Annotated in this window: 23 protein-coding genes; 13 read left to right on the top strand and 10 right to left on the bottom strand. The window is 68.5% G+C overall.

Annotation, left to right across the window (positions count from 1 at the left end; translation table 11 throughout):
- Positions 1-121 precede the first annotated feature (121 nt).
- Together ABZT18_RS18375 and ABZT18_RS18370 are read right to left on the bottom strand one after the other, a co-directional pair.
- Positions 122-1,069 carry a permease prefix domain 1-containing protein gene (locus tag ABZT18_RS18375; protein ID WP_354993763.1) on the bottom strand — a complete coding sequence of 316 codons (948 nt, stop codon included), beginning with the start codon at positions 1,067-1,069 and terminating at the stop codon, positions 122-124.
- Positions 1,066-1,407 (bottom strand): PadR family transcriptional regulator, encoded by a 342-nt coding sequence (locus ABZT18_RS18370; protein WP_354993762.1) that lies wholly within the window; start codon positions 1,405-1,407, stop codon positions 1,066-1,068. The genes ABZT18_RS18375 and ABZT18_RS18370 overlap by 4 nt, the downstream gene beginning before the upstream one ends.
- Positions 1,408-1,518: 111 nt before the next feature.
- Between ABZT18_RS18370 and ABZT18_RS18365 the strand changes: the two genes are divergently transcribed.
- On the top strand, positions 1,519-2,688 hold the full coding sequence (locus ABZT18_RS18365) for a low temperature requirement protein A (protein WP_354993761.1): 1,170 nt from the start codon (positions 1,519-1,521) through the stop codon (positions 2,686-2,688).
- Positions 2,689-2,694: 6 nt separating this feature from the next.
- On the opposite strand, the gene ABZT18_RS18360 is transcribed toward ABZT18_RS18365, so the two are convergent.
- Entirely contained in the window at positions 2,695-3,315 is a 621-nt protein-coding gene (locus ABZT18_RS18360; protein ID WP_354993760.1) for an L-threonylcarbamoyladenylate synthase, read from the bottom strand.
- A 147-nt stretch (positions 3,316-3,462) separates the two neighbouring features.
- Here ABZT18_RS18360 and dnaE point away from each other — a divergent pair, with 147 nt between their 5' ends.
- The gene (gene dnaE, locus ABZT18_RS18355; protein WP_354993759.1) at positions 3,463-6,993 is read left to right on the top strand and encodes a DNA polymerase III subunit alpha; all 3,531 of its coding nucleotides are present in this window, start codon (positions 3,463-3,465) and stop codon (positions 6,991-6,993) included.
- A gap of 27 nt (positions 6,994-7,020) precedes the next feature.
- Here dnaE and abc-f read toward each other — a convergent pair whose 3' ends face one another.
- A complete protein-coding gene (abc-f, locus tag ABZT18_RS18350; protein ID WP_354993758.1) occupies positions 7,021-8,658 on the bottom strand; it encodes a ribosomal protection-like ABC-F family protein in 1,638 nt (545 codons plus the stop codon).
- A gap of 351 nt (positions 8,659-9,009) precedes the next feature.
- Between abc-f and ABZT18_RS18345 the strand changes: the two genes are divergently transcribed.
- Together ABZT18_RS18345 and ABZT18_RS18340 are read left to right on the top strand one after the other, a co-directional pair.
- On the top strand, positions 9,010-9,402 hold the full coding sequence (locus tag ABZT18_RS18345; RefSeq protein WP_354993757.1) for a type II toxin-antitoxin system RelE/ParE family toxin: 393 nt from the start codon (positions 9,010-9,012) through the stop codon (positions 9,400-9,402).
- On the top strand, positions 9,402-9,716 hold the full coding sequence (locus tag ABZT18_RS18340; protein WP_354993756.1) for a helix-turn-helix transcriptional regulator: 315 nt from the start codon (positions 9,402-9,404) through the stop codon (positions 9,714-9,716). The genes ABZT18_RS18345 and ABZT18_RS18340 overlap by 1 nt, the downstream gene beginning before the upstream one ends.
- A 66-nt stretch (positions 9,717-9,782) precedes the next feature.
- On the opposite strand, the gene ABZT18_RS18335 is transcribed toward ABZT18_RS18340, so the two are convergent.
- On the bottom strand, positions 9,783-10,478 hold the full coding sequence (locus ABZT18_RS18335) for a response regulator (protein ID WP_354993755.1): 696 nt from the start codon (positions 10,476-10,478) through the stop codon (positions 9,783-9,785).
- Positions 10,475-12,061, bottom strand: coding sequence for a sensor histidine kinase (locus ABZT18_RS18330; protein ID WP_354993754.1), 1,587 nt, complete (start codon positions 12,059-12,061; stop codon positions 10,475-10,477). The genes ABZT18_RS18335 and ABZT18_RS18330 overlap by 4 nt, the downstream gene beginning before the upstream one ends.
- Before the next feature lie 100 nt (positions 12,062-12,161).
- Here ABZT18_RS18330 and ABZT18_RS18325 point away from each other — a divergent pair, with 100 nt between their 5' ends.
- Together ABZT18_RS18325 and ABZT18_RS18320 are read left to right on the top strand one after the other, a co-directional pair.
- Positions 12,162-13,547 (top strand): cation:dicarboxylase symporter family transporter, encoded by a 1,386-nt coding sequence (locus ABZT18_RS18325; protein ID WP_354993753.1) that lies wholly within the window; start codon positions 12,162-12,164, stop codon positions 13,545-13,547.
- 130 nt (positions 13,548-13,677) lie between these two features.
- Positions 13,678-14,244 (top strand): NUDIX hydrolase, encoded by a 567-nt coding sequence (locus tag ABZT18_RS18320; RefSeq protein WP_354993752.1) that lies wholly within the window; start codon positions 13,678-13,680, stop codon positions 14,242-14,244.
- Between the two features lie 67 nt (positions 14,245-14,311).
- On the opposite strand, the gene ABZT18_RS18315 is transcribed toward ABZT18_RS18320, so the two are convergent.
- Complete coding sequence (locus ABZT18_RS18315) at positions 14,312-14,905, bottom strand: HD domain-containing protein (RefSeq protein WP_354993751.1); 594 nt, start codon at positions 14,903-14,905, stop codon at positions 14,312-14,314.
- A complete protein-coding gene (locus tag ABZT18_RS18310) occupies positions 14,902-16,032 on the bottom strand; it encodes a helix-turn-helix transcriptional regulator (protein ID WP_354993750.1) in 1,131 nt (376 codons plus the stop codon). Before ABZT18_RS18310 ends, ABZT18_RS18315 begins: the two co-directional genes overlap by 4 nt.
- A 205-nt stretch (positions 16,033-16,237) precedes the next feature.
- Between ABZT18_RS18310 and ABZT18_RS18305 the strand changes: the two genes are divergently transcribed.
- The 3 genes from ABZT18_RS18305 to ABZT18_RS18295 are packed head-to-tail and all read left to right on the top strand — an operon-like array spanning position 16,238 to position 16,835.
- Positions 16,238-16,444, top strand: a complete 207-nt coding sequence (locus ABZT18_RS18305) for a hypothetical protein (protein ID WP_354993749.1) — start codon at positions 16,238-16,240, stop codon at positions 16,442-16,444.
- On the top strand, positions 16,441-16,620 hold the full coding sequence (locus ABZT18_RS18300; protein ID WP_354993748.1) for a hypothetical protein: 180 nt from the start codon (positions 16,441-16,443) through the stop codon (positions 16,618-16,620). Before ABZT18_RS18305 ends, ABZT18_RS18300 begins: the two co-directional genes overlap by 4 nt.
- Entirely contained in the window at positions 16,617-16,835 is a 219-nt protein-coding gene (locus ABZT18_RS18295; RefSeq protein ID WP_354993747.1) for a hypothetical protein, read from the top strand. Before ABZT18_RS18300 ends, ABZT18_RS18295 begins: the two co-directional genes overlap by 4 nt.
- 326 nt (positions 16,836-17,161) lie before the next feature.
- Here ABZT18_RS18295 and ABZT18_RS18290 read toward each other — a convergent pair whose 3' ends face one another.
- The gene (locus tag ABZT18_RS18290; RefSeq protein WP_354993746.1) at positions 17,162-17,821 is read right to left on the bottom strand and encodes an MSMEG_1061 family FMN-dependent PPOX-type flavoprotein; all 660 of its coding nucleotides are present in this window, start codon (positions 17,819-17,821) and stop codon (positions 17,162-17,164) included.
- A gap of 64 nt (positions 17,822-17,885) precedes the next feature.
- Between ABZT18_RS18290 and ABZT18_RS18285 the strand changes: the two genes are divergently transcribed.
- The gene (locus tag ABZT18_RS18285; RefSeq protein WP_354994048.1) at positions 17,886-18,236 is read left to right on the top strand and encodes a cyclic-phosphate processing receiver domain-containing protein; all 351 of its coding nucleotides are present in this window, start codon (positions 17,886-17,888) and stop codon (positions 18,234-18,236) included.
- Between the two features lie 214 nt (positions 18,237-18,450).
- Positions 18,451-18,996: a hypothetical protein gene (locus ABZT18_RS18280; protein ID WP_354993745.1), complete on the top strand. Its 546-nt coding sequence runs from the start codon at positions 18,451-18,453 to the stop codon at positions 18,994-18,996.
- Between the two features lie 169 nt (positions 18,997-19,165).
- Here ABZT18_RS18280 and ABZT18_RS18275 read toward each other — a convergent pair whose 3' ends face one another.
- Positions 19,166-19,279, bottom strand: coding sequence for a DUF3224 domain-containing protein (locus ABZT18_RS18275; RefSeq protein ID WP_354994047.1), 114 nt, complete (start codon positions 19,277-19,279; stop codon positions 19,166-19,168).
- 69 nt (positions 19,280-19,348) lie between these two features.
- Between ABZT18_RS18275 and ABZT18_RS18270 the strand changes: the two genes are divergently transcribed.
- Complete coding sequence (locus tag ABZT18_RS18270; protein ID WP_354993744.1) at positions 19,349-20,329, top strand: phosphotransferase; 981 nt, start codon at positions 19,349-19,351, stop codon at positions 20,327-20,329.
- Positions 20,330-20,490: 161 nt separating this feature from the next.
- A complete protein-coding gene (locus ABZT18_RS18265) occupies positions 20,491-20,994 on the top strand; it encodes an NUDIX hydrolase (protein WP_354993743.1) in 504 nt (167 codons plus the stop codon).
- The last annotated feature ends 77 nt before the right edge of the window (positions 20,995-21,071 follow it).

Raw genomic sequence — 21,071 nt, 5'->3', positions numbered from 1 at the left:
CGCACTTGCTCGGTGTTGGTTATCATGTCGAACATTTAGACTTTCTACGCCAGTTTCCGGGCTCCCCCCTGTGCCGGGCGGGGGGGCCGCGCCGGGCCGCCTGGTCGGCTGCTGCTCGGGCTCACGCCGCCTGACGGCGGGTCTTGGTGGTGGTGTCGACCAGGTCCCAGACCAGCACCACGGCCGCGCCGACCGCGATGGCAGCCCCGAGGGTGTTCCGGTTGTCACTTTCCGCCAGCCAGCTCAGTCGGTCGCCCAGGGCCGGGTTGAGCAGCCGGTCGGAGAGTGCCAGCCACGCCAGCGGCAGCGAGAACGCCAGGTTGAGCAGGGCCTTCACCCCGAACAGGGCCCAGCTCCAGTGCCCGATCCGGTACTTGACGATCTCGAACACCACGTTGGCCAGCAGCACCACGATCAGCGCCGGCAGCCAGAACGACCACAGGGCCGGATCGAGGATCGGGATGTTGCTGCCGTCGGTCTCGTGCACCCACGACTGGTAGTGCTGGAACGGCAGGTAACCGATGGTCAGCACCAGCATGGCCACCGACGCGATGGTGTCGGTGAGGGAGATGTCCCGGTGTACGGGGACGTCGGGCAGTTGGTCGACGGTCCAGTCGGGCAGGCCGGAGACGGGTTGGAAGCGGTCGATGAGGGCGAAGGTGAGGGTGAGCCAGAAGGCGATCTGCACCGCGACCTCGATGGCGGTGCCGATGCCGCTCCCGATGGCCCCGAACCCCTTGCCGTCCGCCACGTCGATGACGGCGACCACCGTGCCGACGATCGCCGGGACGAAGCTGAGCAGGAGCTTCAGCAGTCGCAGCCAGACCAGGTAGTAGGTCGGGCCGATGAGCTGCAGTCGGCGGTCGGCGTACCGGGCGGCCAGAAGGTCCGGGTTGCCCAACTCGGTGAGCACCTCCCGCTCGGCGCCGGTCGCGTCCTGGCCGCCGCCGGTCCGGTCCTCGATCATGTCCTCGATCGAGGCGCGCAGCTCGGTGGCGATCTCGGCGCGGCGCGGGGTGGGCACCGAGCGCAGGGTGGCGGCGAGATAGCGGTCGGTCAGGGTGTTCATCGGTCCACTCCTTGGATCAGCCCGGTGACGGAGGTCTGTACGGCGGCGAGGTCGTTGAGGAGTCGTTCCAGCATCGACTCGCCCTCGTCGCTGGTCCGGTAGAACTTGCGCGGCCGGCTCTCCTCGGTGTTCCACTCGCTGGTGAGCAGCCCCTGGTCCTCCAGGCGGCGCAGCAGCGGGTAGAGCGTGTTGGCGTCTACCGGGAAGCCGTGGTCGGTGAGCCGTTGCAGCAGTGCGTAGCCGTAGTCCGGTCGGCGCAGCGCGACCAGGCTGGCCACCACGACGGTGCCTCGACGCAACTCCTGTAGGTGCGTCCTCAGAACGTCCTCGCTAACCATGTGTCACACCATACTGTGTGCCACACAGTGTTGTCTACGCCAATAACATCGTGTCCGCTCCGGTCCGGCGATCGCCGTCGGCAGCCCACCCCCCGATGTGAAGCTGGGGCCATGGCGGAGAGCCGGGCGCTGACCCGTATGTCGAGCGGTCCGCAGCGGGCGGACCTGCTGGAGCTGTTCTTCGACCTCGCCTTCGTCGCTGGTCTGGCGATGACGTCGGCGAAGATGGCGGCCGAGCAGACCTGGACGGGCATCAGCCAGGGTCTTCTCGCCCTGTCGACGCTCTGGGCGGTGTGGGTGACCACCACGTTGATCACCGACACCTACAGCCCGCGGAAGCGGCCCATCCCGTACCTGATCCTGGGCTCCATGTTCGGCCTGATGCTGATGGCGGCCGCGCTGCCGGGTGCGTTCGGCGACCACGGGCTGATCTTCGGCGGCACCTGGGCCGCGATCAACCTGGGCCGAGGGCTGGCGCTCATCCGGTCCCTGCGCGGGCGGCAGGAGCAGGAGCGTTCCGTGCGCGCCCTGGTCTGGAACCTCGGCTCGGGCACCCTCTGGGTGGTCGGCGCCCTGATGCCCGACCCGGGGCGGCGGCTCGCCGTGTGGCTGGCCGCGCTGGCCGCGGACTACATCGCCTTCGGGTTCCGCTTCCCGATCCCCGGTCGGCCGCCGCTGCCGCAGTACCAGGTGGCACCCGAGCACCTCGCCGAGCGGTACCAGCAGATCTACATCCTCACCCTGGGCGAACTCATCCTCGTCAGCGTCCTCAGCCTGGGCCACCAGCCGTTCACCGCAGGCCGGATCGGCGCCTTCGGCGTCGCGTTCCTGACCGCCGTGGTGCTCTGGTGGAGCTACGCGCGAGGAGCCGGCGCGACCCTCCGTGCCGCCATCGAGTCGTCACCCCACAGAGGCCGACTGGTGCAGACCAATCCGTACGCCCACTGGTTGATGGTGGCCGGGGTGGTCGGCACGGCCGCCGGCGTCGAGGCGGTCATCGCGCAGCCCGGGGAGCGGCCCGGCGCTCCCATGACCGCGCTCATCCTGGGCGGCGCCGGGCTGTTTCTCTGCGGCCGGGCGGTGCTGGAGCACGAGGTCTTCGAGCGCGTGCCGTTGTCCCACGTCATCGGCGTCGTCGCGACGATCGCCCTGGCGCCGCTCGCGGGGCACCTGCCTGGTCTGGCGGTGACCGTCGCCGCCGGGCTCGTGCTGCTGGGCGTCGCCGTCGCCGAACTCCTGAGGGCCCGAAGCCAGCCGGTCCGGGACGCGGCCACGATCTGAGCGGCGCTACTCGAAGCGGGACACGTCTCCCGCGCCCCGGCGCAGGATCTCCGGCTCTGGCCCGGACAGGTCGATCACGGTCGTCGGCTCCATGCCGCAGTCGCCGGCGTCGAGCACCGCGTCGAGCTGGTGGTCGAGTCGTTCCTTGATCTCCCAGCCCTGGGTCATCGGCTCGTCGTCGCCGGGCAGGACCAGGGTGCTCGACACCAGCGGCTCGGCCAGCTCGGCCAGCAGTGCCTGGGTGACGGTGTGCCGGGGTACGCGGACGCCGACGGTGCGCTTCTTCGGGTGCAGCATCCGGCGCGGCACCTCGCGGGTGGCCGGCAGGATGAAGGTGTAGCTGCCCGGGGTGGACGCCTTCACCAGGCGGAAGACCGAGTTGCTGATCTGGACGAACTGGCCGAGCTGCGCGAAGTCCCGGCAGACCAGCGTGAAGTGGTGGCGATCGTCGAGATGGCGGATCTGGCGGATCCGGTCCAGCCCGTCCTGATTGCCCAGTTGGATGCCGAGCGCGTAGCAGGAGTCCGTCGGGTAGGCGACCAGCCCGCCACCGCGGATCAGGTCGGCGACCTGGCCGATGATCCGGGGCTGAGGGTTCTCCGGATGTATGTCGTAGTACCTCGCCATCCTCCGAGCCTAGGCGCATCGTCCGGCGATCAGGAGACGAGGGCCACGGCCGTCGGCGCGGACGGTGGAGCCGCCGAGATCACCTCGGTAGGGTAGGTCCCGGTCGGCTCCGACCAACAAGATCCACACCGCCGGGGGGCGCCACGCATGGCTGATTCGTTCGCGCATCTGCACGTGCACACCGAGTATTCGATGCTCGACGGAGCGGCCCGCCTCAAGGACCTGTTCGCCGAGGCCAAGCGGCTCGGCATGTCCGCCGTGGCGATCACCGACCACGGCAACATGCACGGCGCGAACGACTTCTACAACCAGGCGATGGCCGCCGGGATCACGCCGATCCTGGGCGTCGAGGCGTACGTGGCGCCGGAGTCGCGCTATCACAAGGCGCGGGTCAAGTGGGGTCGGCCGGAGCAGAAGAGCGACGACATCTCCGGTAACGGCGCGATCACCCACAAGACGATGTGGGCGAAGAACGCGCAGGGCCTGAAGAACCTGTTCACCCTCAACTCGCGCGCGTCCATGGAGGGGCACTACGTCAAGTGGCCCCGGATGGACATGGAGCTGATCGCCCAGCACGCCGAGGGGATCATGGCCACCACCGGCTGTCCGTCGGGCGCGGTGCAGACCCGGCTTCGGCTGGGCCAGTTCGACGAGGCCCTCAAGGTCGCCGCCAGCTACCAGGACATCTTCGGCAAGGACAACTACTTCCTGGAGATCATGGATCACGGCCTCTCCATCGAGAGCCGGGTCCGTGAGGGGCTCACCGAGATCGCCCGCAAGCTGGACATCCCACCGGTGGTCACCAACGACTCGCACTACACCCACGAGGCGCAGGCCACCGCCCACGACGTGCTGCTCTGCGTGCAGACCGGCAGCAACATCGACGACCCGAACCGGTTCCGGTTCGAGGGCGGCGGCTACTTCATCAAGAGCGCCGACCAGATGCGCGCGGTGGACTCGTCGGAGCTGTGGCAGGAGGGCTGCCGCAACACCCTGCTGGTCGCCGAGAAGGTCGACCCGACCGGCATGTTCACCTTCCACAACCTGATGCCGCGCTTTCCGGTGCCCGAGGGCGAGACCGAGGAGTCCTGGTTCCGCAAGGAGACGTTCGCCGGCCTGGCCCGCCGCTACCCGAACGGCATCCCGGAGGGGCATGTCGTCCAGGCGGAGTACGAGCTGGGCGTCATCAACCAGATGGGTTTCCCGTCGTACTTCCTCGTGGTCGCCGACTTCATCCAGTGGGCGAAGAACCAGGGCATCGCGGTGGGTCCGGGTCGCGGTTCGGCCGCCGGTTCCCTCGTCGCGTACGCGCTGGGCATCACCGACCTGGACCCGATCCTGCACGGCCTGATCTTCGAGCGGTTCCTCAACCCCGAGCGGGTCTCGATGCCGGATGTCGACATCGACTTCGACGAGCGTCGGCGCGGTGAGGTGATCAAGTACGTCACCGACAAGTGGGGCGAGGACAAGGTCGCCCAGATCGCCACCTTCGGCACGATCAAGGCGAAGGCCGCGATCAAGGACTCGGCCCGGGTGCTCGGTTTCCCGTACGCGGTCGGCGACCGGATCACCAAGGCGATGCCGCCGGCGGTGATGGGCAAGGACATCCCGCTCACCGGCATCTTCGACACCAAGCACCCCCGCTATGCCGAGGCCGGCGAGATCCGCGGCCTGTACGAGTCCGACCCGGACGTCCGCAAGGTGATCGACACCGCCAAGGGCATCGAGGGGCTGATCCGGCAGACCGGTGTGCACGCCGCCGGCGTCATCATGTCCGCCGAGCCGATCATCGAGCACATCCCGTTGACGCGCCGTGACGCCGACGGGGCGATCATCACGCAGTTTGACTACCCGACGTGTGAGTCACTCGGGCTGTTGAAGATGGACTTCCTCGGCCTGCGCAACCTGACGATCATCGACGACGCGGTCAAGAACATCGAGCTCAACCACGGTAGGAAGCTCGACCTGCTGGCTCTGCAGTTGGACGACCCGGCCGCGTACGAGCTGCTGGCCCGGGGTGACACCCTGGGCGTGTTCCAGCTCGACGGTGGGCCGATGCGGTCGCTGCTGCGGTTGATGAAGCCGGACAACTTCGAGGACATCTCCGCCGTCCTGGCGCTGTACCGGCCCGGCCCGATGGGCGTCGACTCGCACACCAACTACGCGCTGCGCAAGAACGGCCTCCAGGAGATCACGCCGATCCACCCGGAGCTGGAGGAGCCGCTGCGGGAGATCCTGGCACCCACCCACGGCCTGATCGTCTACCAGGAGCAGGTGCAGCGCGCCGCGCAGATCCTCGCCGGCTACACCCTCGGTCAGGCCGACCTGCTGCGCCGGGCGATGGGTAAGAAGAAGAAGGAGATCCTCGACAAGGAGTTCATCCCGTTCCGGGACGGCTGCCGTGAGCGCGGTTACTCCGACGAGGCGATCCAGGCGGTGTGGGACGTCCTCGTGCCGTTCGCCGGGTACGCCTTCAACAAGGCGCACTCCGCCGCGTACGGCCTGGTCTCCTACTGGACCGCGTACCTGAAGGCGCATTATCCGGCCGAGTACATGGCCGGGTTGCTGACTTCCGTCGGTGATGACAAGGACAAGATGGCGCTCTATCTGTCCGAGTGTCGCCGGATGCGCATCCAGGTGCTGCCACCGGATGTGAACACCTCGGCCGGGCCGTTCACGCCGGTCGGCAAGGACATCCGCTTCGGCCTGGCCGCGGTGCGCAACGTCGGCGCGAACGTGGTCGCCTCGATCATGCGGTGCCGCCAGGAGAAGGGCGACTACACCGACTTCTACGACTTCCTGTCCAAGGTGGACGCCGTGGTCTGCAACAAGAAGACCATTGAATCGCTGATCAAGGCGGGCGCCTTCGACTCGATGGAGCATCCGCGCAAGGGCCTGCTCGCGGTGCACGCCGACGCCATCGACGCGTACGCCGACGTCAAGCGCAAGGAGGCGGTCGGCCAGTACGACCTCTTCGGCGCCGGCTTCGGTGACGCCGACACCGGCAGCACGACGGTGATGCCGGTCATCAGCGACAGCGAGTGGGACAAGCGCGACAAGCTGGCCTTCGAGCGCGAGATGCTCGGCCTGTACGTCTCCGACCACCCGCTGTTCGGCCTGGAGCACATCCTCGGCCCGGCGGCCGACACCACCATCGCCTCCCTGGCCGAGGACGGCGCGGTGCCCGACGGGGCGGTCGTCACCCTCGCCGGCATCCTCTCCGGAGTGCAACGGCGGGTCACCAAACAGGGCCGCGCCTGGGCCTCGGCAACCCTGGAGGACCTCGCCGGTGGGGTGGAGACGCTGTTCTTCCCCAACACCTACGAGGTGATCGGGCAGTACATCGCCGAGGACGCCATCGTCGTGGTCAAGGGCCGGGTCGACCGTCGCGACGACACCCCCCGGATCATGGCGATGGACATGTCCATGCCGGACGTCAGCACCAGCGCCAGCAACAAGCCGGTCACCCTTACCATTCCGGTGCACCGGTGCACGCCGCCGTTGATGGAAAAGCTCAAGGAGACCCTGGTGCTGCACCCCGGCGACACCGAGGTGCACGTCAAACTTCAGAACGGCGGGCGCACCACCACCCTGCGGCTGGGTCCGTTCCGGGTGGCGGCGACGACCGCGCTGATGGGTGACCTGAAGAGCGTCCTCGGCCCGGCCAACGTGAGCTGACCGGGCCGCGGACGTGCCGACCGGGCCTCAGGCCCGGTCGGGGGCTCCGATCTCCCGCAGTTGGCCGTCGGCCAACCGCAACCAGCGCTGCACCCCGATCTCGGCCAGGAACCGTTCGTCGTGGCTGACCACCACGAACGCACCCTGGTACGCGGACAGCGCGCTCTCCAACTGGGCCACGCTGACCAGGTCCAGGTTGTTGGTCGGCTCGTCGAGCAGCAGCAACTGCGGTGCCGGGTCGGCGCAGAGTACGCAGGCGAGGGTGGCGCGCAGCCGTTCACCGCCGGAGAGCACCCTGACGGGCAGGTTCACCCGGGCCCCCCGGAACAGGAACCGGGCGAGCAGGTTCATCCGTTGCGCGTCCGGCAGGCTCGGCGCGTACGCGGCGAAGTTCTCCGCCACCGTGCGATCGAGGTCCAGCAGGTCCAGCCTCTGCGACAGGTACGCGATCCGCCCGTCGCCACGCCTCAGCTCACCGCCGGACGGTTGCAGGTCACCGTTGACCAGGCGAAGCAGGGTCGACTTGCCGACGCCGTTCGCCCCGGTGAGCGCGATCCGCTCCGGCCCCCGAATCACCAGGTCGGCGCCGTCGCCACCGAACAGTTCCCGGTCGTCGAAGCGGGCCCGCATGCCCTGGCCGGAGAAGACCGTGCGACCGCCCGGGACGGTGGTGTCCGGCAGGTCCACGACGATCCGGTCCTCCTCGCGTACCGCCCGCCCGGCCTCGTCGAGCCGGGCCTTGGCCTGGCCGAGTCGGGCCGAGTGCGTCTCCTGCGCCTTTCCGGCCGACTCCTGCGCACCCCGCTTCATGGTGCCGGCGAAGATCTTCGGCAGACCGGCGTTCTTCAGGTTCTTGGAGGCGTTGCTGGCTCGCCGGTCGGCCCGCTCCCGGGCCTGCTGCATCTCGCGCTTCTCCCGCTTGACCTCCTGCTCGGCGTTGCGCAGATTGCTCTCGGCCACCTCTCGCGCTGCCTGCACCGCCTCGGTGTACGCGGTGAAGTTGCCTCCGTACCAGCGGATCTCACCGCGGTCCAGCTCGGCGATGCGGTCCATCCGGTCCAACAACTCCCGGTCATGGCTGACCAGCAGCAGGCACCCGGACCAGTCGGTGAGGACGTCGTAGAGCTTGTGCCGGGTCTCCAGGTCCAGATTGTTGGTCGGTTCGTCGAGCAGCAGCACGTCCGGGCGTCGGAGCAGTTGCGACGCCAGGCCGAGGGAGACCACCTGGCCGCCGCTGAGGGTGTGCAGCCGTCGGTCGAGGGACAGCTCACCCAGGCCGAGGCGGTCCAGCTCGGAGCGGGTGCGCTCCTCGATGTCCCAGTCGTCGCCGATCGTGGCGAAGTGCTCCTCGCTGGCGTCGCCGGCCTCGATGGCGTGCAGCGCGGCGATCCGCTCGGCGACGCCGAGCACCTGCGCCACGGTCAGGTCGCCGGCCAACGGCAGGGTCTGCGGGAGGTAGCCGAGCACACCGTCGACGGTGACGCTGCCGCCGCTGGGCCGCAGCTCCCCGGCGACCAGCCGCAGCAGGGTGCTCTTGCCGGCGCCGTTGGGCGCGACCAGGCCGGTGCGACCGCCGGGAACGGTGAAGGACAGCTCCGAGAAGACCGGGGTGTCGTCCGGCCAGGAGAAGGACAGGTTCGAGCAGACAATGAACGCATCAGACATGCGAGTGACCTCAAAGGGTGGGTGGGCGCGCCGGAGCTGCCCGACGAAACGGGGACCGGTGGAACGACAACATGGCCACAACAGCTGCGCTGAAGCGCGCCGAACGGTGGCCGAACACATCCGGTATCACCCGGAGATGTCGTCGTCACCCGCCATGTCTGGTCTCCCTAGTCAACTGCTGACACCCAACCCGCCGAGTCTAACAACGGATCTTCGGCCCGCCACCGCCATTGGCCGAGCGGTTCGATCCTGCGGTGAGCGGTCAAGCGATACCGGTTCGTGGACCGCAGCTTTCGGCAGGAGACCGGTTCCGAGGGGGACATCGTGTATAGGCTGGGCTATAGTTCGCCCATGGGTCATGAGCCGCCACGTCGCTGGGCGATCAGGACGACAACGGATGTCCGCGACTGGTTGCGGTCTCTGCGGCAGGCTGATCCATCTACGTACCGGTCTGTCAACGCAGCGATCGACATGCTCGCGGAGACCGGGCCAGGCATGGGTCGTCCCCTGGTCGACACTCTCAGAGGGTCGAGTATCGGCAACCTCAAGGAGTTGCGACCGAGGTCTGGACGGGACGTCGCCGTTCGGGTGCTGTTCGTCTTCGATCCCTGGTCCCAGGCCGTGCTGTTGGTGGCCGGCAACAAGGCGGGAGATTGGAATCGATGGTACGACGAAGCGATTCCAACGGCTGAGATTGCGTACGAGGGCTGGCTTGCCTTCGAGAGGAAACGGAGGGAGGGCTGATGAGCGACTTCCATGACTGGGACGACATCCGGGGCGAGCTGCACGATGGAGACGATGAAGCGCTCGATGCAGAACGTGCCCGCACCGAGGCCTGGATCAGCGCGTTTCATCTTGCTGAAGAGCGGAAGCGGCTGGGTCTGACCCAGCGGCAGGTGGCCGAGCTGATGGGTGTCACGCCAGGCCGAGTCAGCCAGATCGAAAACGGTGATCTGGAGGCCAACGAGGTCGCGACGCTGAGCCGATATGCACGAGCGCTCGGCGCCCGGATGCGGATCATCTTCGACTACGGCGACGACCTCCGTCAGATCGCTTGACCCTGCCCGTCTGCCTCTGTTCGGCGGGAGCCGCGGGTCGGCGAGGAATTCGTCCTCATGGTGCGGTCACCTGGGCCGGTACTCGACCTCGGGGCGGCCGGGGGTGCCGTAGCGAGGGCTCCGAACGGCCCGGTCGACGGTTACGAGGTATTCCAGGTAGCGGCGGGCCGTTACCCGGGAGATGCCGGTCAGCGCGCTCACCTCGGTTGCGGACAGTCCCACCTCCGTGCGGGTCCCGTCGGTGAGGGCGGCGCGTACCCGATTGAGGGTCTGCGCGTCGAGCCCCTTGGGCAGGCTGTGCCCGGCGGTGCCGCGCAGGGTGGCGAACATCCGGTCCACCTCGTGCTGGGCGGCCACCTCACCGTCGGCGAGCGCCTGCGCGCGGTAGTCGGCGTAGCGCTCCAGCTTGTCGCGGAACGCGGCGAACGTGAACGGTTTGAGCAGGTAGTGGGTCACCCCGAGGGAGACCGCCGTGCGCACCACCGCCAAGTCCCGCGCGGAGGTCACCGCCAGCACGTCGACGCTGCTGCCGGCCGCGCGCAGCGCCCGGCAGACGTCCAGGCCGTGCAGGTCGGGCAGCCGAAAATCGAGGAGTACGAGGTCCACGTCGCCGCCGTCGTTGGCGCGCAGCGCCGCCATCGCCGCCCGAGCGGTGTGTGCCACCCCGACCACCACGAAACCAGGAACCCGTTCCGTGTACGCGGTGTGCGCCTCGGCCAGCAGCGGCTCGTCCTCGACGACCAGCACCCGGATGTCGGTCATCGGCGTGCCCCGACGACCGGCAGACGGACGGTGAACACGCTGCCGCCGTCGGCCGAGCGGCCCACCTCGGAGCTACCGCCATGGCGGCGGACCACCTGCCCGACCAGCGCCAGGCCGAGTCCCCGGCCGGTGCTCTTGGTGGACCAGCCGCGCCGGAACGCGTCGGCCACCCGCTCCGGGGCCAGCCCGGGGCCGCTGTCGGCGACCCGTACCACCAGTTCCTCGTCGATCGCGCCGACGAAGACCCGCACCCGGCGCGGCGCCGGCGTGCCGGCCACCGCCTCCAGGGCGTTGTCGACCAGGTTGCCGACCACGGTGAGGAGGTCGCCGGTCGGCAGTGGGCTGTCGTCGAGGCGGCAGTCGGGCTCGATGACCAGGTCCACTCCGCGCTCGCCAGCCTGCGCGGACTTGCCGAGCAGCAGCGCGGCCAACGCCGGCTCGGTCACCGCGCCAACCACCCGGTCAGTCAGCTGCTGGGCGAGGGCCAGGTCCCGGGTGCCGAGCCGGACGGCCTCGTCGGCGCGGCCCAGCTCCACAAGGGTCAGCACGGTGTGCAGCCGGTTGGCCGACTCGTGGGTCTGCGCCTGCAACGCCTCGGTCAGCGCGCGGACCGAGTCCAGTTCGCTGGCCAGGGCGCGCAGCTCGGTCTGGTCGCGAAGGGTCAGCACGGTGCCGAGCACCGCGCCCTCGAAGCGGGTGGTCCGCTGGTTGGCGACGAGCACCCGGTCACCGGCGAGGATGGGCTCGTCGAGGGCGTCGCGCCCGGAGTTGAGCAGCTCGGCCACAGCGGGCGGCAGATCGATCCCGGCGGCCGGCTGGTCGATCACCGGCGCGTCCGCGTCGAGGCCCAGCAGCCGGCGACCCTCGTCGTTGACCAGCGCCACCCGCCGGTCGGTGGTCAGCACGACGAGACCTTCGCGTACCGAGTGCAGGACCGCGTCGTAGTACTCGTACATCCGCGTCATCTGCGCTGGCCCGAGACCGTGGGTCTGGCGGCGCAGCCGGCGGCTGAGCAACCAGGAGCCGGTCGCGGCGAGCGCGAGAGCCGGTGCGGCGACACCGAGCAGCACCGGCAACTGGCCGAGCAGCTTGCGGTTGATCGCCCGGGTGGTGATGCCCACCGAGACCAGGCCGACGATGCGTCGCTGCTCGTCGTACACCGGGACGACCGCGCGCACCGACTCGCCGAGCGTGCCGACGTTGGTGGTGGTGAACGGGCGGCCCGCCAGGGCGGGCCCGATCTCCCCGACGAACGGCTCGCCGATCCGCTCCCGGGTGGGGTGCGAGAAGCGGGTGCGGTCGGGGGCCATCACGACCACGAAGTCGGTGCCCGTCGCCTGCCGGGTCGATTCGGCGTACGGCTGGAGGATGCTGGCCGGGTCGGCAGTCGTGAGGGCCTCGCGGACGTCGGGGGAGCGGGCCACGGTCTGCGCCACCGCGAGCACCTCCTCCTGTGCGGCCTGGCGGGAGTCGCTGCGGGCCAGCCAGACGGCGCCCGCCGCACCGGCCAGCACGAGCAGCGTCACCACCATCGCCTGGAGGGCGAAGAGTTGCCCCGCGATGCTCCACTGGCGTCGGGCCACCTCCACCACCTCCTCGTCGCGCCGCCACTGTTGGTGCTGTCGCGGTGAACAGAATGACCGCAAGGCTGTCAACGGGTGAGACGCGCTTCACATTGTCGACATGGACACCACCGCAACCGCCACCTCACCGGCACCCCCGGTCCGTCGGGACCGTACCCGTTACCTCTACCTGGCCGTCATCGTGGCCGTGCTCGCCGGCATCGTGGTCGGCCTGGTCGCCCCCGATTTCGGCAAGGAACTCAAGCCGATCGGTACCGGCTTCGTCAACCTCATCAAGATGATGATCAGCCCGGTCATCTTCTGCACCATCGTGCTGGGCGTCGGTTCCGTCCGGCAGGCCGCGAAGGTCGGCAAGGTCGGCGGCCTCGCCCTCGGCTACTTCCTCACCATGTCGACCGTCGCGCTCGCCATCGGCCTGGTCGTCGGCAACCTCATCCACCCCGGCTCCGGCCTGAACCTCGGCCAGGATCTCGCCGGTGCGGGCAAGGCCGCCGCCGGTGACGAGGCCGGCGGGACGGTGGACTTCCTGCTCGGCGTCATCCCGACCACGCTGCTCTCCGCGCTCACCGAGGGCGAGGTGCTCCAGACGCTGCTGGTCGCCCTGCTGGTCGGCTTCGCCGTACAGGCCATGGGTCGGCGCGGTGAGCCGGTGCTCGGGGCCGTCGCCGTCATCCAGCGGGTCGTCTTCAAGGTCCTCGCCATGATCATGTGGCTGGCGCCAATCGGCGCGTTCGGCGCCATGGCTGCCGTGGTCGGCGCGACCGGCGTCGACGCGCTCAAGAGCCTCGCCCAGATCATGGTGGGCTTCTACGCCACCTGCCTGATCTTCGTGCTGGTCTTCCTGGGCGCGCTGCTCTGGTTCGTAGCCCGGATCTCGATCTTCTCGCTGCTGCGCTACCTGGGCCGGGAGTTCCTGCTGATCCTGTCCACCTCGTCGTCGGAGTCGGCGCTGCCACGGCTCATCGCGAAGATGGAGCACTTCGGTGTCAGCAAGCCGGTCGTCGGCATCACGGTGCCGACCGGGTACTCGTTCAACCTGGACGGCACGGCGATCTACCTGACGATGGCGTCGCTGTTCATCGCGGACGCACTGGGTAAGCCGCTCGCCATCGGGGAGCAGATCTCGCTGCTGCTGTTCATGGTCATCGCGTCCAAGGGTGCCGCTGGGGTTACCGGCGCTGGGCTGGCGACGCTGGCCGGTGGGCTCCAGTCGCACCGGCCGGACCTCGTGGACGGGGTCGGGCTGATCGTGGGCATCGACCGGTTCATGTCGGAGGCACGGGCGCTGACCAACTTCGCGGGCAACGCCGTGGCGACGGTGCTGGTGGGGACGTGGACCGGGGAGTTCGATCGGGACAAGGCGGTCGAGGTGCTGCGCGGCGACGACCCGTTCGACGAGGCGACGATGCTCGACGAGCACGACGACGAGGACGAGGCGGCTGCGCGGCGGCCCGACGAGGCGGCTCCGGCAGGGGTGCCCGCCTGACCGTTCAAGAGACAGCCCGGGGTCCCGCCAGCTTAACGGCAGCGGGGCCCCGGTATCTGGCGGCCTACCTGGTTGGGGTTGCGAATCCAGTGGGCGCTCGATGCTGTCGCGGCGAGTCGATACTGGGCCGATGACTGAGGAGCACCCGGCGGAACTGACGCGGTGGACCATCCACGGTGAGCGGGTCGTCGACGAAACCCGCCGAGCGCGGCTGAGCATCGCCGACCTGGAGTTGCCCGACGGGGTGCGGTTCGAGCAATACGTCATCCGGGCCCCTCGTTCCGCCATGGTCGCGGTGCTCGACGAGCGAGAGCGCCTGCTGCTGATGCGGCGGCACCGGTTCGTGTTCGACCGGTGGGTGTGGGAGTTGCCCGGCGGCTACGTCGACGAGCAAGAGTTGCCCGAGGTGTGCGCCGTACGCGAGGTGGAGGAAGAGACCGGCTGGCGTCCGCACGGAGTCGAACCGTTGCTGTCGTTTCAACCTTGGGTGGGAACTGCGGATGCCGAGAACATGCTCTTCCTCGCACGGGAAGCGGAGTACGTGGGCGGTCCGGTTGATGTGAATGAGGCCGAACAGGTCGCCTGGATCCCGCTGGCCGAGGCGCGTGAGCTTGTGGCGCAGGGCGAGATCGTCGGGGCCGGAACGGTGATCGCGGTGCTGGAGTTGGTGGTCCGACAGGCACGTCGGGAGTTGTAGGTGTCATCCGCCGCGCACCCGCACGACGCCCATCAGGCTTCGTTTACGGCGCTACGGCGCTACGGCGCTACGGCTGCTTCGCTCGCGAAGAGGGTGGGGTGAGCCAGGCGAGTGGCTGTCCTGCGAGTGCGGCGTCGGCGAGGCGGTGTGCCGAGGTGGTCTTGAGGGCCGCGCGTGAGCTGTCGATCCAGCGCTGGACGTTGTCGATGCCCTGGTGGCGGTACTCGACGGCCTGGACGAGGCATTCGAGTTTGTCGGCGTCGCGGGCGACGATGGCTTCCAGTGTCTCCTGGGCTTCGTACTCGGTGACGGCGGCGGTGATGGCGTTGGCAACCGCTGGTGGGCAGCCGGCGACCTGATCAGCCGTGACGGCGGTGTTGGGTGCTGCGGTCAGGTAGCGCCTGGCGATGTGCGGGATGTCCGTTATCCGGGTTTCCTGGGTGTCGTGCAGGACGCACATCATCGACACCCGGGCGGGATCGGCGCCTTCCATCGCGGCGAGCATCATCCCGATGAGCGCGGTGCGGAACGAGTGCTCGGCGATTGATTCGGGGTGCTTGACGCCGGCGAACCACCAGCCGGTGCGGGCTGCACGTTTGAGAACACCCGCTTCGAAGATGAAGTTCATGGCGCCGATGTCGTCGTCGTGGTCGTCGCTCATCTGCCCGTCCCTGTGCCGGTGATTCCGTCGGTGCGCAGGCTGTAGACGATAGACGTCAGTTCGCGCCGGGACTGCTCTGAGATCGAGTCACCGTCGAGGAGAGCGGTGCTGCGATCGACGAGTGTCCGTCCGACCGTGGCGTCGTCGAGCGTGAGTCTGCGTCGGGCGGTGAGTAGTGACCACGTGTTGTGGATGTTGAGGTCCGCGAAGGGGTGGCCGTCGTCGAGGCGTTCGACCAGGTGTCGGAGGAGCCGGGATCCTCGCCAGTCGGAAAGGGCTGCCGGCATGAAGGAGTCGTCGCACTGGCGGTACGGGATCTCGCCGACCCAGTAGGCCGAATAGTTGAGGGCGGCGCGTTCGCAGGCATCGTCTGGGTGGGCCCGGGCGATGAAGTCTCGTAGTGGCTCCGGATCGCCCTGGTTGGCGAGGGATGTTGCCACTGAGCGGGCGTCGGGCCACAGCGGCGTCCAGGTGTGGAAGGCAGTCGGAGGGCGAAACCTCCGTGCACTGCTTTGTGTGAGCCAGGCGGCGGACGTGCCGGTGGGGTCCGTGCCGGCGAGGAAACATGCTTGCCGGTGCAGAAGGACACTCGGGTCACGCCGTCCGGCGGTGCGGTCTGCGAGGACATGAAGGTGCCCGTAGAAGGCAGTGCGCTCGTCAACGGGTAGCTGCGGCGCGGGTGCAACCGGGCCACGTCGACGGCCGTGGATCACGAGGTGCCGCAGGAACGTGGGCGGTTGTCCGAGCACGGCCCAGAGGATGAGGTCGGTCAGGCGGTGGGTGAGTACTGACCAGCCCAGCGGCTGTTGGCTGATGTCGGTCCGTTCGGCCTGGTCGTCGAGCACCGCGGCGACGATGATGTCGGCTTCGGCCGCGTCGTCGAGGGCGTCCAGCAGGACGGCGTTCGCACCGAGCCGGGCCAGCTTCTGGCGGATCGCGATCGCTTGGCCGAATGCGACTGCGGTGAAGTGTCGGCGTCCGGATTCCCAACTCTGGACCGTCGCGCGGTCGACGCCCAACTCGACCGCAAGGTGCTCCTGGGTCAGCGGGATGGATTCGCGGATCAGCTTCAGCAGGTATCCGGTCACGCCGCCGAGTTGGCAGTGCGAGCGCCCTTGGATCGCCATCCCGACATCCCTACGTTGACCGATGGTCGACGTTCTACACCGGCATCCACGCAACCAGGCGTGGCCTGGCCTGCTCACTCGTACTGCCGGTGAGTCCTACCGGTGCCGTCGTGATCGTAGCGTCGTAGTTACCGAACGTTCCATAACCGGTCCCGTCGTCCTCGCGGGTCGGTCAAGTTGTGCTGCCGGTCGGAGGGAGACAGCGATGGGGGACAGCTCACCGCCAGGGCGACGGGTCTCCTACGACCAGTACCTGCTCGCCGTCGCGATGACCCTGGCGCGGCGGCACCGACCGGTGTGGTCGTGGCGTCGGTGGCGATGGGCCTGCCGGTGTGGCGGGGACCTTCCCTGCCGGGTCCGGCACCGGATCCCGATCAACCGTAGGCACTGGCCGCGGGAGGAGGAGCAGTGAACGACGAGCAGGAGCAGCGCATCATCAGGATGCATCTGCGCGGGCTCGACGGGATGTGTACGGGCTGCCGAGTGTGGTGGTCGCGGCTGGTTCCGTACCCGTGTTGGCAGGTGGAGTGGGCGACCAGCCGGCAGGCCCGGTTGCTCACGGCGCTGCTGCTCGGAGGTTCGCAGTGAGCACGCACGGCCCGGTCCTGCCGATCTGGAGTTGCGGCGGATGCGACGCGCCGTGGCCGTGCCAGACCCGACGGCGGGAACTGAGCGCGGAGTTCGGCGATGCGCCGGTTTCGCTTGCCCTCTACATGGGTGCGCAACTGGTCCGCGCCTCCGCCGATCTGACCTGGGCGCCGGCCGGCGCGCTGCACCGGCGCTTCCTCGGGTGGGTGCGGTGAGCATCCTGCGGGCTGGCGACGAGAAGTTTCACTACAGCGATGGGTCGCACAAGTGGATCCCGCCCGACGCGGACTACGACCAAGAGGTCTGGGACGAGCAAGTTCGCCAACACAAGCATGGCCACCTGAGGAACGTGCGGCCGAAGGTGCGCATCAGACGCCTCTGCTAGAACCTCAGAGCGGGCTTGGCTAGTACTCCAGCAGGAGATCCTTTCTGACCTGCGGTGACGTGTGGTTTTGCCCGTGGAGGGCAAGCGGCCCGGCCGGACTACCAGCGCGCCGCCGCAGGCGACCCGCGGTGTTCGGCACCATCTCTGTCCGGCCCGTCACTCGTACCGGTACTTCAGCGCGTCCGCCTCCGACTGCTCGATGTCGGCGATCGTCAGCTCCGGCATCCGCAGCTGGGCCAGCGTCACCTCGGCCGAGGTTGGCTGGGCGTCCGCCGGCAACCACTGCTCCGGCTTCCAGGCCCCGCTGCGCAGGAGCGACTTGGGGCAGTGCGGGTAGACCTCCTCGATCCCCAGCACCAGCGCACTGGCCGGCGGCTTGCCCACGGCGGTCAGCTGCGACAGCAGGTCGGGGCGAGTGGAGACGCAGGCCCGGCCGTTCACCCTGAGCGTCGTGGTGCGCCCCGGGATGATGAACAGCAGCCCGGCCCGGCCGGTCGCGACGACGTTCTGCAGGCTGTCGAGACGCTTGTTGCCTGTCGCGTCCGGTATCGCCACCGTCCGCGCGTCCAGGACGGCGACGAACCCGGCGGGGCCGCCGCGCGGGGAGACGTCACAGTTGCCCTCGGCGTCCACGCTGGCGACCAGGACCAGCGATGAGCAGCCGATCAACCGTCGGGTCTGCTCGGTGAGTTCGGTCATCTGCTTCCGCACGGCCGCATCGCTGGGGAGTTCGTAGGCCCGGCGTAGCGCCTCCTGGTCGGGCACGGCGTCGAGGCGCAGCGAGTCGAAGGCACTGGTGGCAAGGGCTGGTGTCATGCCGTCGACCCTAATACTCCAGCGGGAGGTCCTTCTTGGTCTCGGTCAGCGCTTGCCGGACGTAATGACTGATCCGGGCGGCCTCTCGAACCACGACGGCTGCAACGCCAAGGTGGCGCGGACGAATGCTGCCGGAGTCGAGCTTCTCGCTCGGTACCGGGACGGGTGCCTGGACGAGCTGTGGCTGGATCACGACTTGGGTGGGGACGACACGATCTGGCCGGTCGTGGAGATCCTGGAACAGGCCGCGTTCGAGAAGCGACCCTCCGAAATCGGCGTCATCAATGCCCACTCCGCGCCAACCCGAACGGTGCCGGGAAGATTGCGCAGGGTCCTACGGCACTGGAACTATCGCGTCCACGTCCCGTCGGACTCCACGGACGTCGGCTATCTCGACCGCCCGGCGGCGAGCTGATCACAACAAGCCGCCGCCGGACGGCCGTCACGCTCGGACGGCCAGATGAGTAGGCCCGCACCCTCACCGCTTTCGGCAAAGTAATCCGGTTCGCCGTGTGGGCAGGAGTTGCACCGTCGGTGGATGACGGGTGGGCGACGGTGTCCGAGGTTGAAAGTATTGCCGGGGAGGCCATTCTTGCGTCGTTTGACTCTCGGGCCAGCGGGGCACGACCATGGGCGTGACCGATGCCGATGAGCCTCTCACCATCGTGTTCAGACGCTCTGTGGGCCGTGAAATCGTCCACTTGGCCATCGCGCTCCCCGCCGCGACAGGAGCAGGTGTAGGCATCAACCTGGCCACGGGCGACAAGTGGTGGGACGGGCTGTGGATGCCTCTCCTGTGGTTCTTGATCTTCCGATACTCCGTGCGTCTGGCCCGTCCATCGGCCTCCGGCCACCAGGCACGGCTGCCATTGCGGCTCAGCGGAGAGCACCTCGAAGTGGCGGGTTCGGGCGGGAGCGTCCTGGCAATCGAGTGGTCGAACATCGCTCGCGCCGAGATCCGGGGTCGGTGGAGGGCATTCCTGGTGATCGAGCCGGCTGACCCGGACCAGACCCGACCCCCGCTGAAGCGGTGGGAATGGGCGGGGCATGGGCAGAGCCGGCCATACGAGATCTTGGTTCCACTCGTCAACATGAGCCCCGGACGCGACCTGCTCCGGCGCGAACTGGCCCGCCAACTGCCTGCCACCGCCGCCGAACCCGAGCACGCGCCATAAGGCCGTCGTAGCGGTGTCTAGATCAAACGAGCAACGAAATTGCTTTCAACAGGCCGCGTAGGCGGTCCGGCAACCAAGGGACAAACACCTACGTCATGCCCGAACGCCGTCGGGGCGGGATGGGAACGCTTCATTAATCAACATCGGTCGCCCACCGGGGAGGCGGGTGTCAGGACAATTCGAAGTCGAACCAGATGCGGTGGGTGCCGTCCTCGTCGACTGTCATGCCTCCTGTGCCGCGGATACCGGTCAGGTCGCCGGTGCCAACATCTGCTGCCGCCATGACGGGGCCGGCCTGGACCCGTGGCGCCGGGCCAGCGAAGTTCACCGGTCCTGTGATGGGATACGCCGCGTGGTCGAATCACAGGCTCCGGTGTTGGAGATGTTGTGGGAGGCTCAGGACCCTCACCACACGCTCGACGGACGGTTCGGGTTCAGCGACGGGCAGGCGGCCGGCCGCTGGGTCGCCGACACGCTGGACAAGCACTGGGGCGTTCGTATCGACTCCAGCGAGCGGATCGTGATGAGTGGCGGCAACGCGCTGGCGTGGGTCGGCACGCCATCCGGTCGGTTGCTCGCGAAGTGGTCGGTAGTGCCCGAGCGTTTCCCGCATTTGGCGGAGACGGCGCGTCTCACGAGCTGGCTCCACGGCCGGGGGCTGCCGGTTTCGGCGCCGGTTCCCGCGCGAGACGGCCGTCTTCAGGTCGAGGTCGATCGTGTCTCCATCGGCGTGCAGCGCGAAATCGTGGGCGACCTTCTCGACACCGCCGATCTCGACCAGGTGCGGGCGGCCGGCGTCGTACTGGCCCGATTGCAGGCTGCGCTGGCGGCATACCCGGATGCCGATCAGATTCCCGCGCCTGTCGTCCCGGCCAAGCCGTTGAAGGCCTGGATTGGCGACTGGCTGGACTCGTGCGCCGATCATCTGCCGGTGGCGGCTCGCGACACATTGCGCAGGCTCGTCGCCAGCGCGCCACCCGACCGGCTTCCCCGGCAGCTCGTCCATTTTGATTTCCGCTCCGCCAACATCTTGTGTAACCGCGGTGAGATCGCCGCGATCATCGACTTCGAGGAAGCTCGGCATGAGCACCGACTCGTCGAGCTGGCTCGCGCGGCGGTCCTGCTCGGGACCCGCTACCACAACTGGGGGCCGCTGCCGGCCGAGGTTCGCGCGGAATTCCTTACCGGTTACGAGTCCGAGCGCCCGCTGAGTCCGGCTGAGGCGGGCTGGCTGGACATCCTCCTGCTCTGGCAGGGCTTGGCGATGGTGCCACCCGGCGATGACCCGACGGGGTGGGGACCGTCAGCGCTGAGCCAACTGCCATCACCCTGAAGGCCGAGAGCCGAGGCAGCCTGACTTCATGCCGCCCAGCCTCCTCGACAGCGACAGTCCGTCGATGAGTCCCGTCGTCGGGCGGCCATCGAGATGGGGAAAGCGTTGTCGACCCACCTCACGTGCGCCATGGCTGCCGGACGAGCGGCTAGCGTGCCGGTATGACCTTCGAGGCGACACCGTCGGCGGTTCCGGTGGCAGAGTTCGATCTGGCGTTGCCGCGTAAGCGCATGGCGTCCACGGTCCTGCTGTTCGACGAGTCGGGTCGGGTGCTGGTTGTGGAACCGACGTATGTCGACTTCATGGAGCTGCCCGGCGGCTCCGTCGATCTCGACGAGTCGCCTCGGCAGGCGGCTGTCCGGGAGGTCAAGGAAGAGCTCGGACTCGATCGAGATCCCGGTCGCTTGTTGGCCATGGATTGGGTGCCGTCGCGGCCGGGCCGCAGTGAGGGCGTCATAACGGTGTTTGACGGTGGCGTCTTGACCGCGCAGGAGATCGTCGGTATTCGTCTGCCGGCTGATGAGCTTCGCTCGTACGCGTTTCTGCCCGCGGCCGACGCGGCGCGGGCCTTGCCTGACCTGTTGGCGAGGCGTCTGTTGTCGTGCCTGGCTGCCCGGGAGGCGTCGGCCACGGTCTACTTGGAGAACGGCTCCCCGGCGGGGTGATCCCCGTCCTCTGTCGGCTTGGCGTAGACGCGGATCGTGTCCTCCAACTCCCGGGTGCGCTTGGCGGCGTCGTGGGT

Origin of the sequence: Micromonospora sp. NPDC005291 (assembly GCF_040607415.1) — a bacterium.
In the GTDB taxonomy this organism is placed as follows: domain Bacteria; phylum Actinomycetota; class Actinomycetes; order Mycobacteriales; family Micromonosporaceae; genus Micromonospora.
Note: the sequence above shows the minus strand (reverse complement) of the source record. Positions and strands in the feature narration are given on the sequence as shown.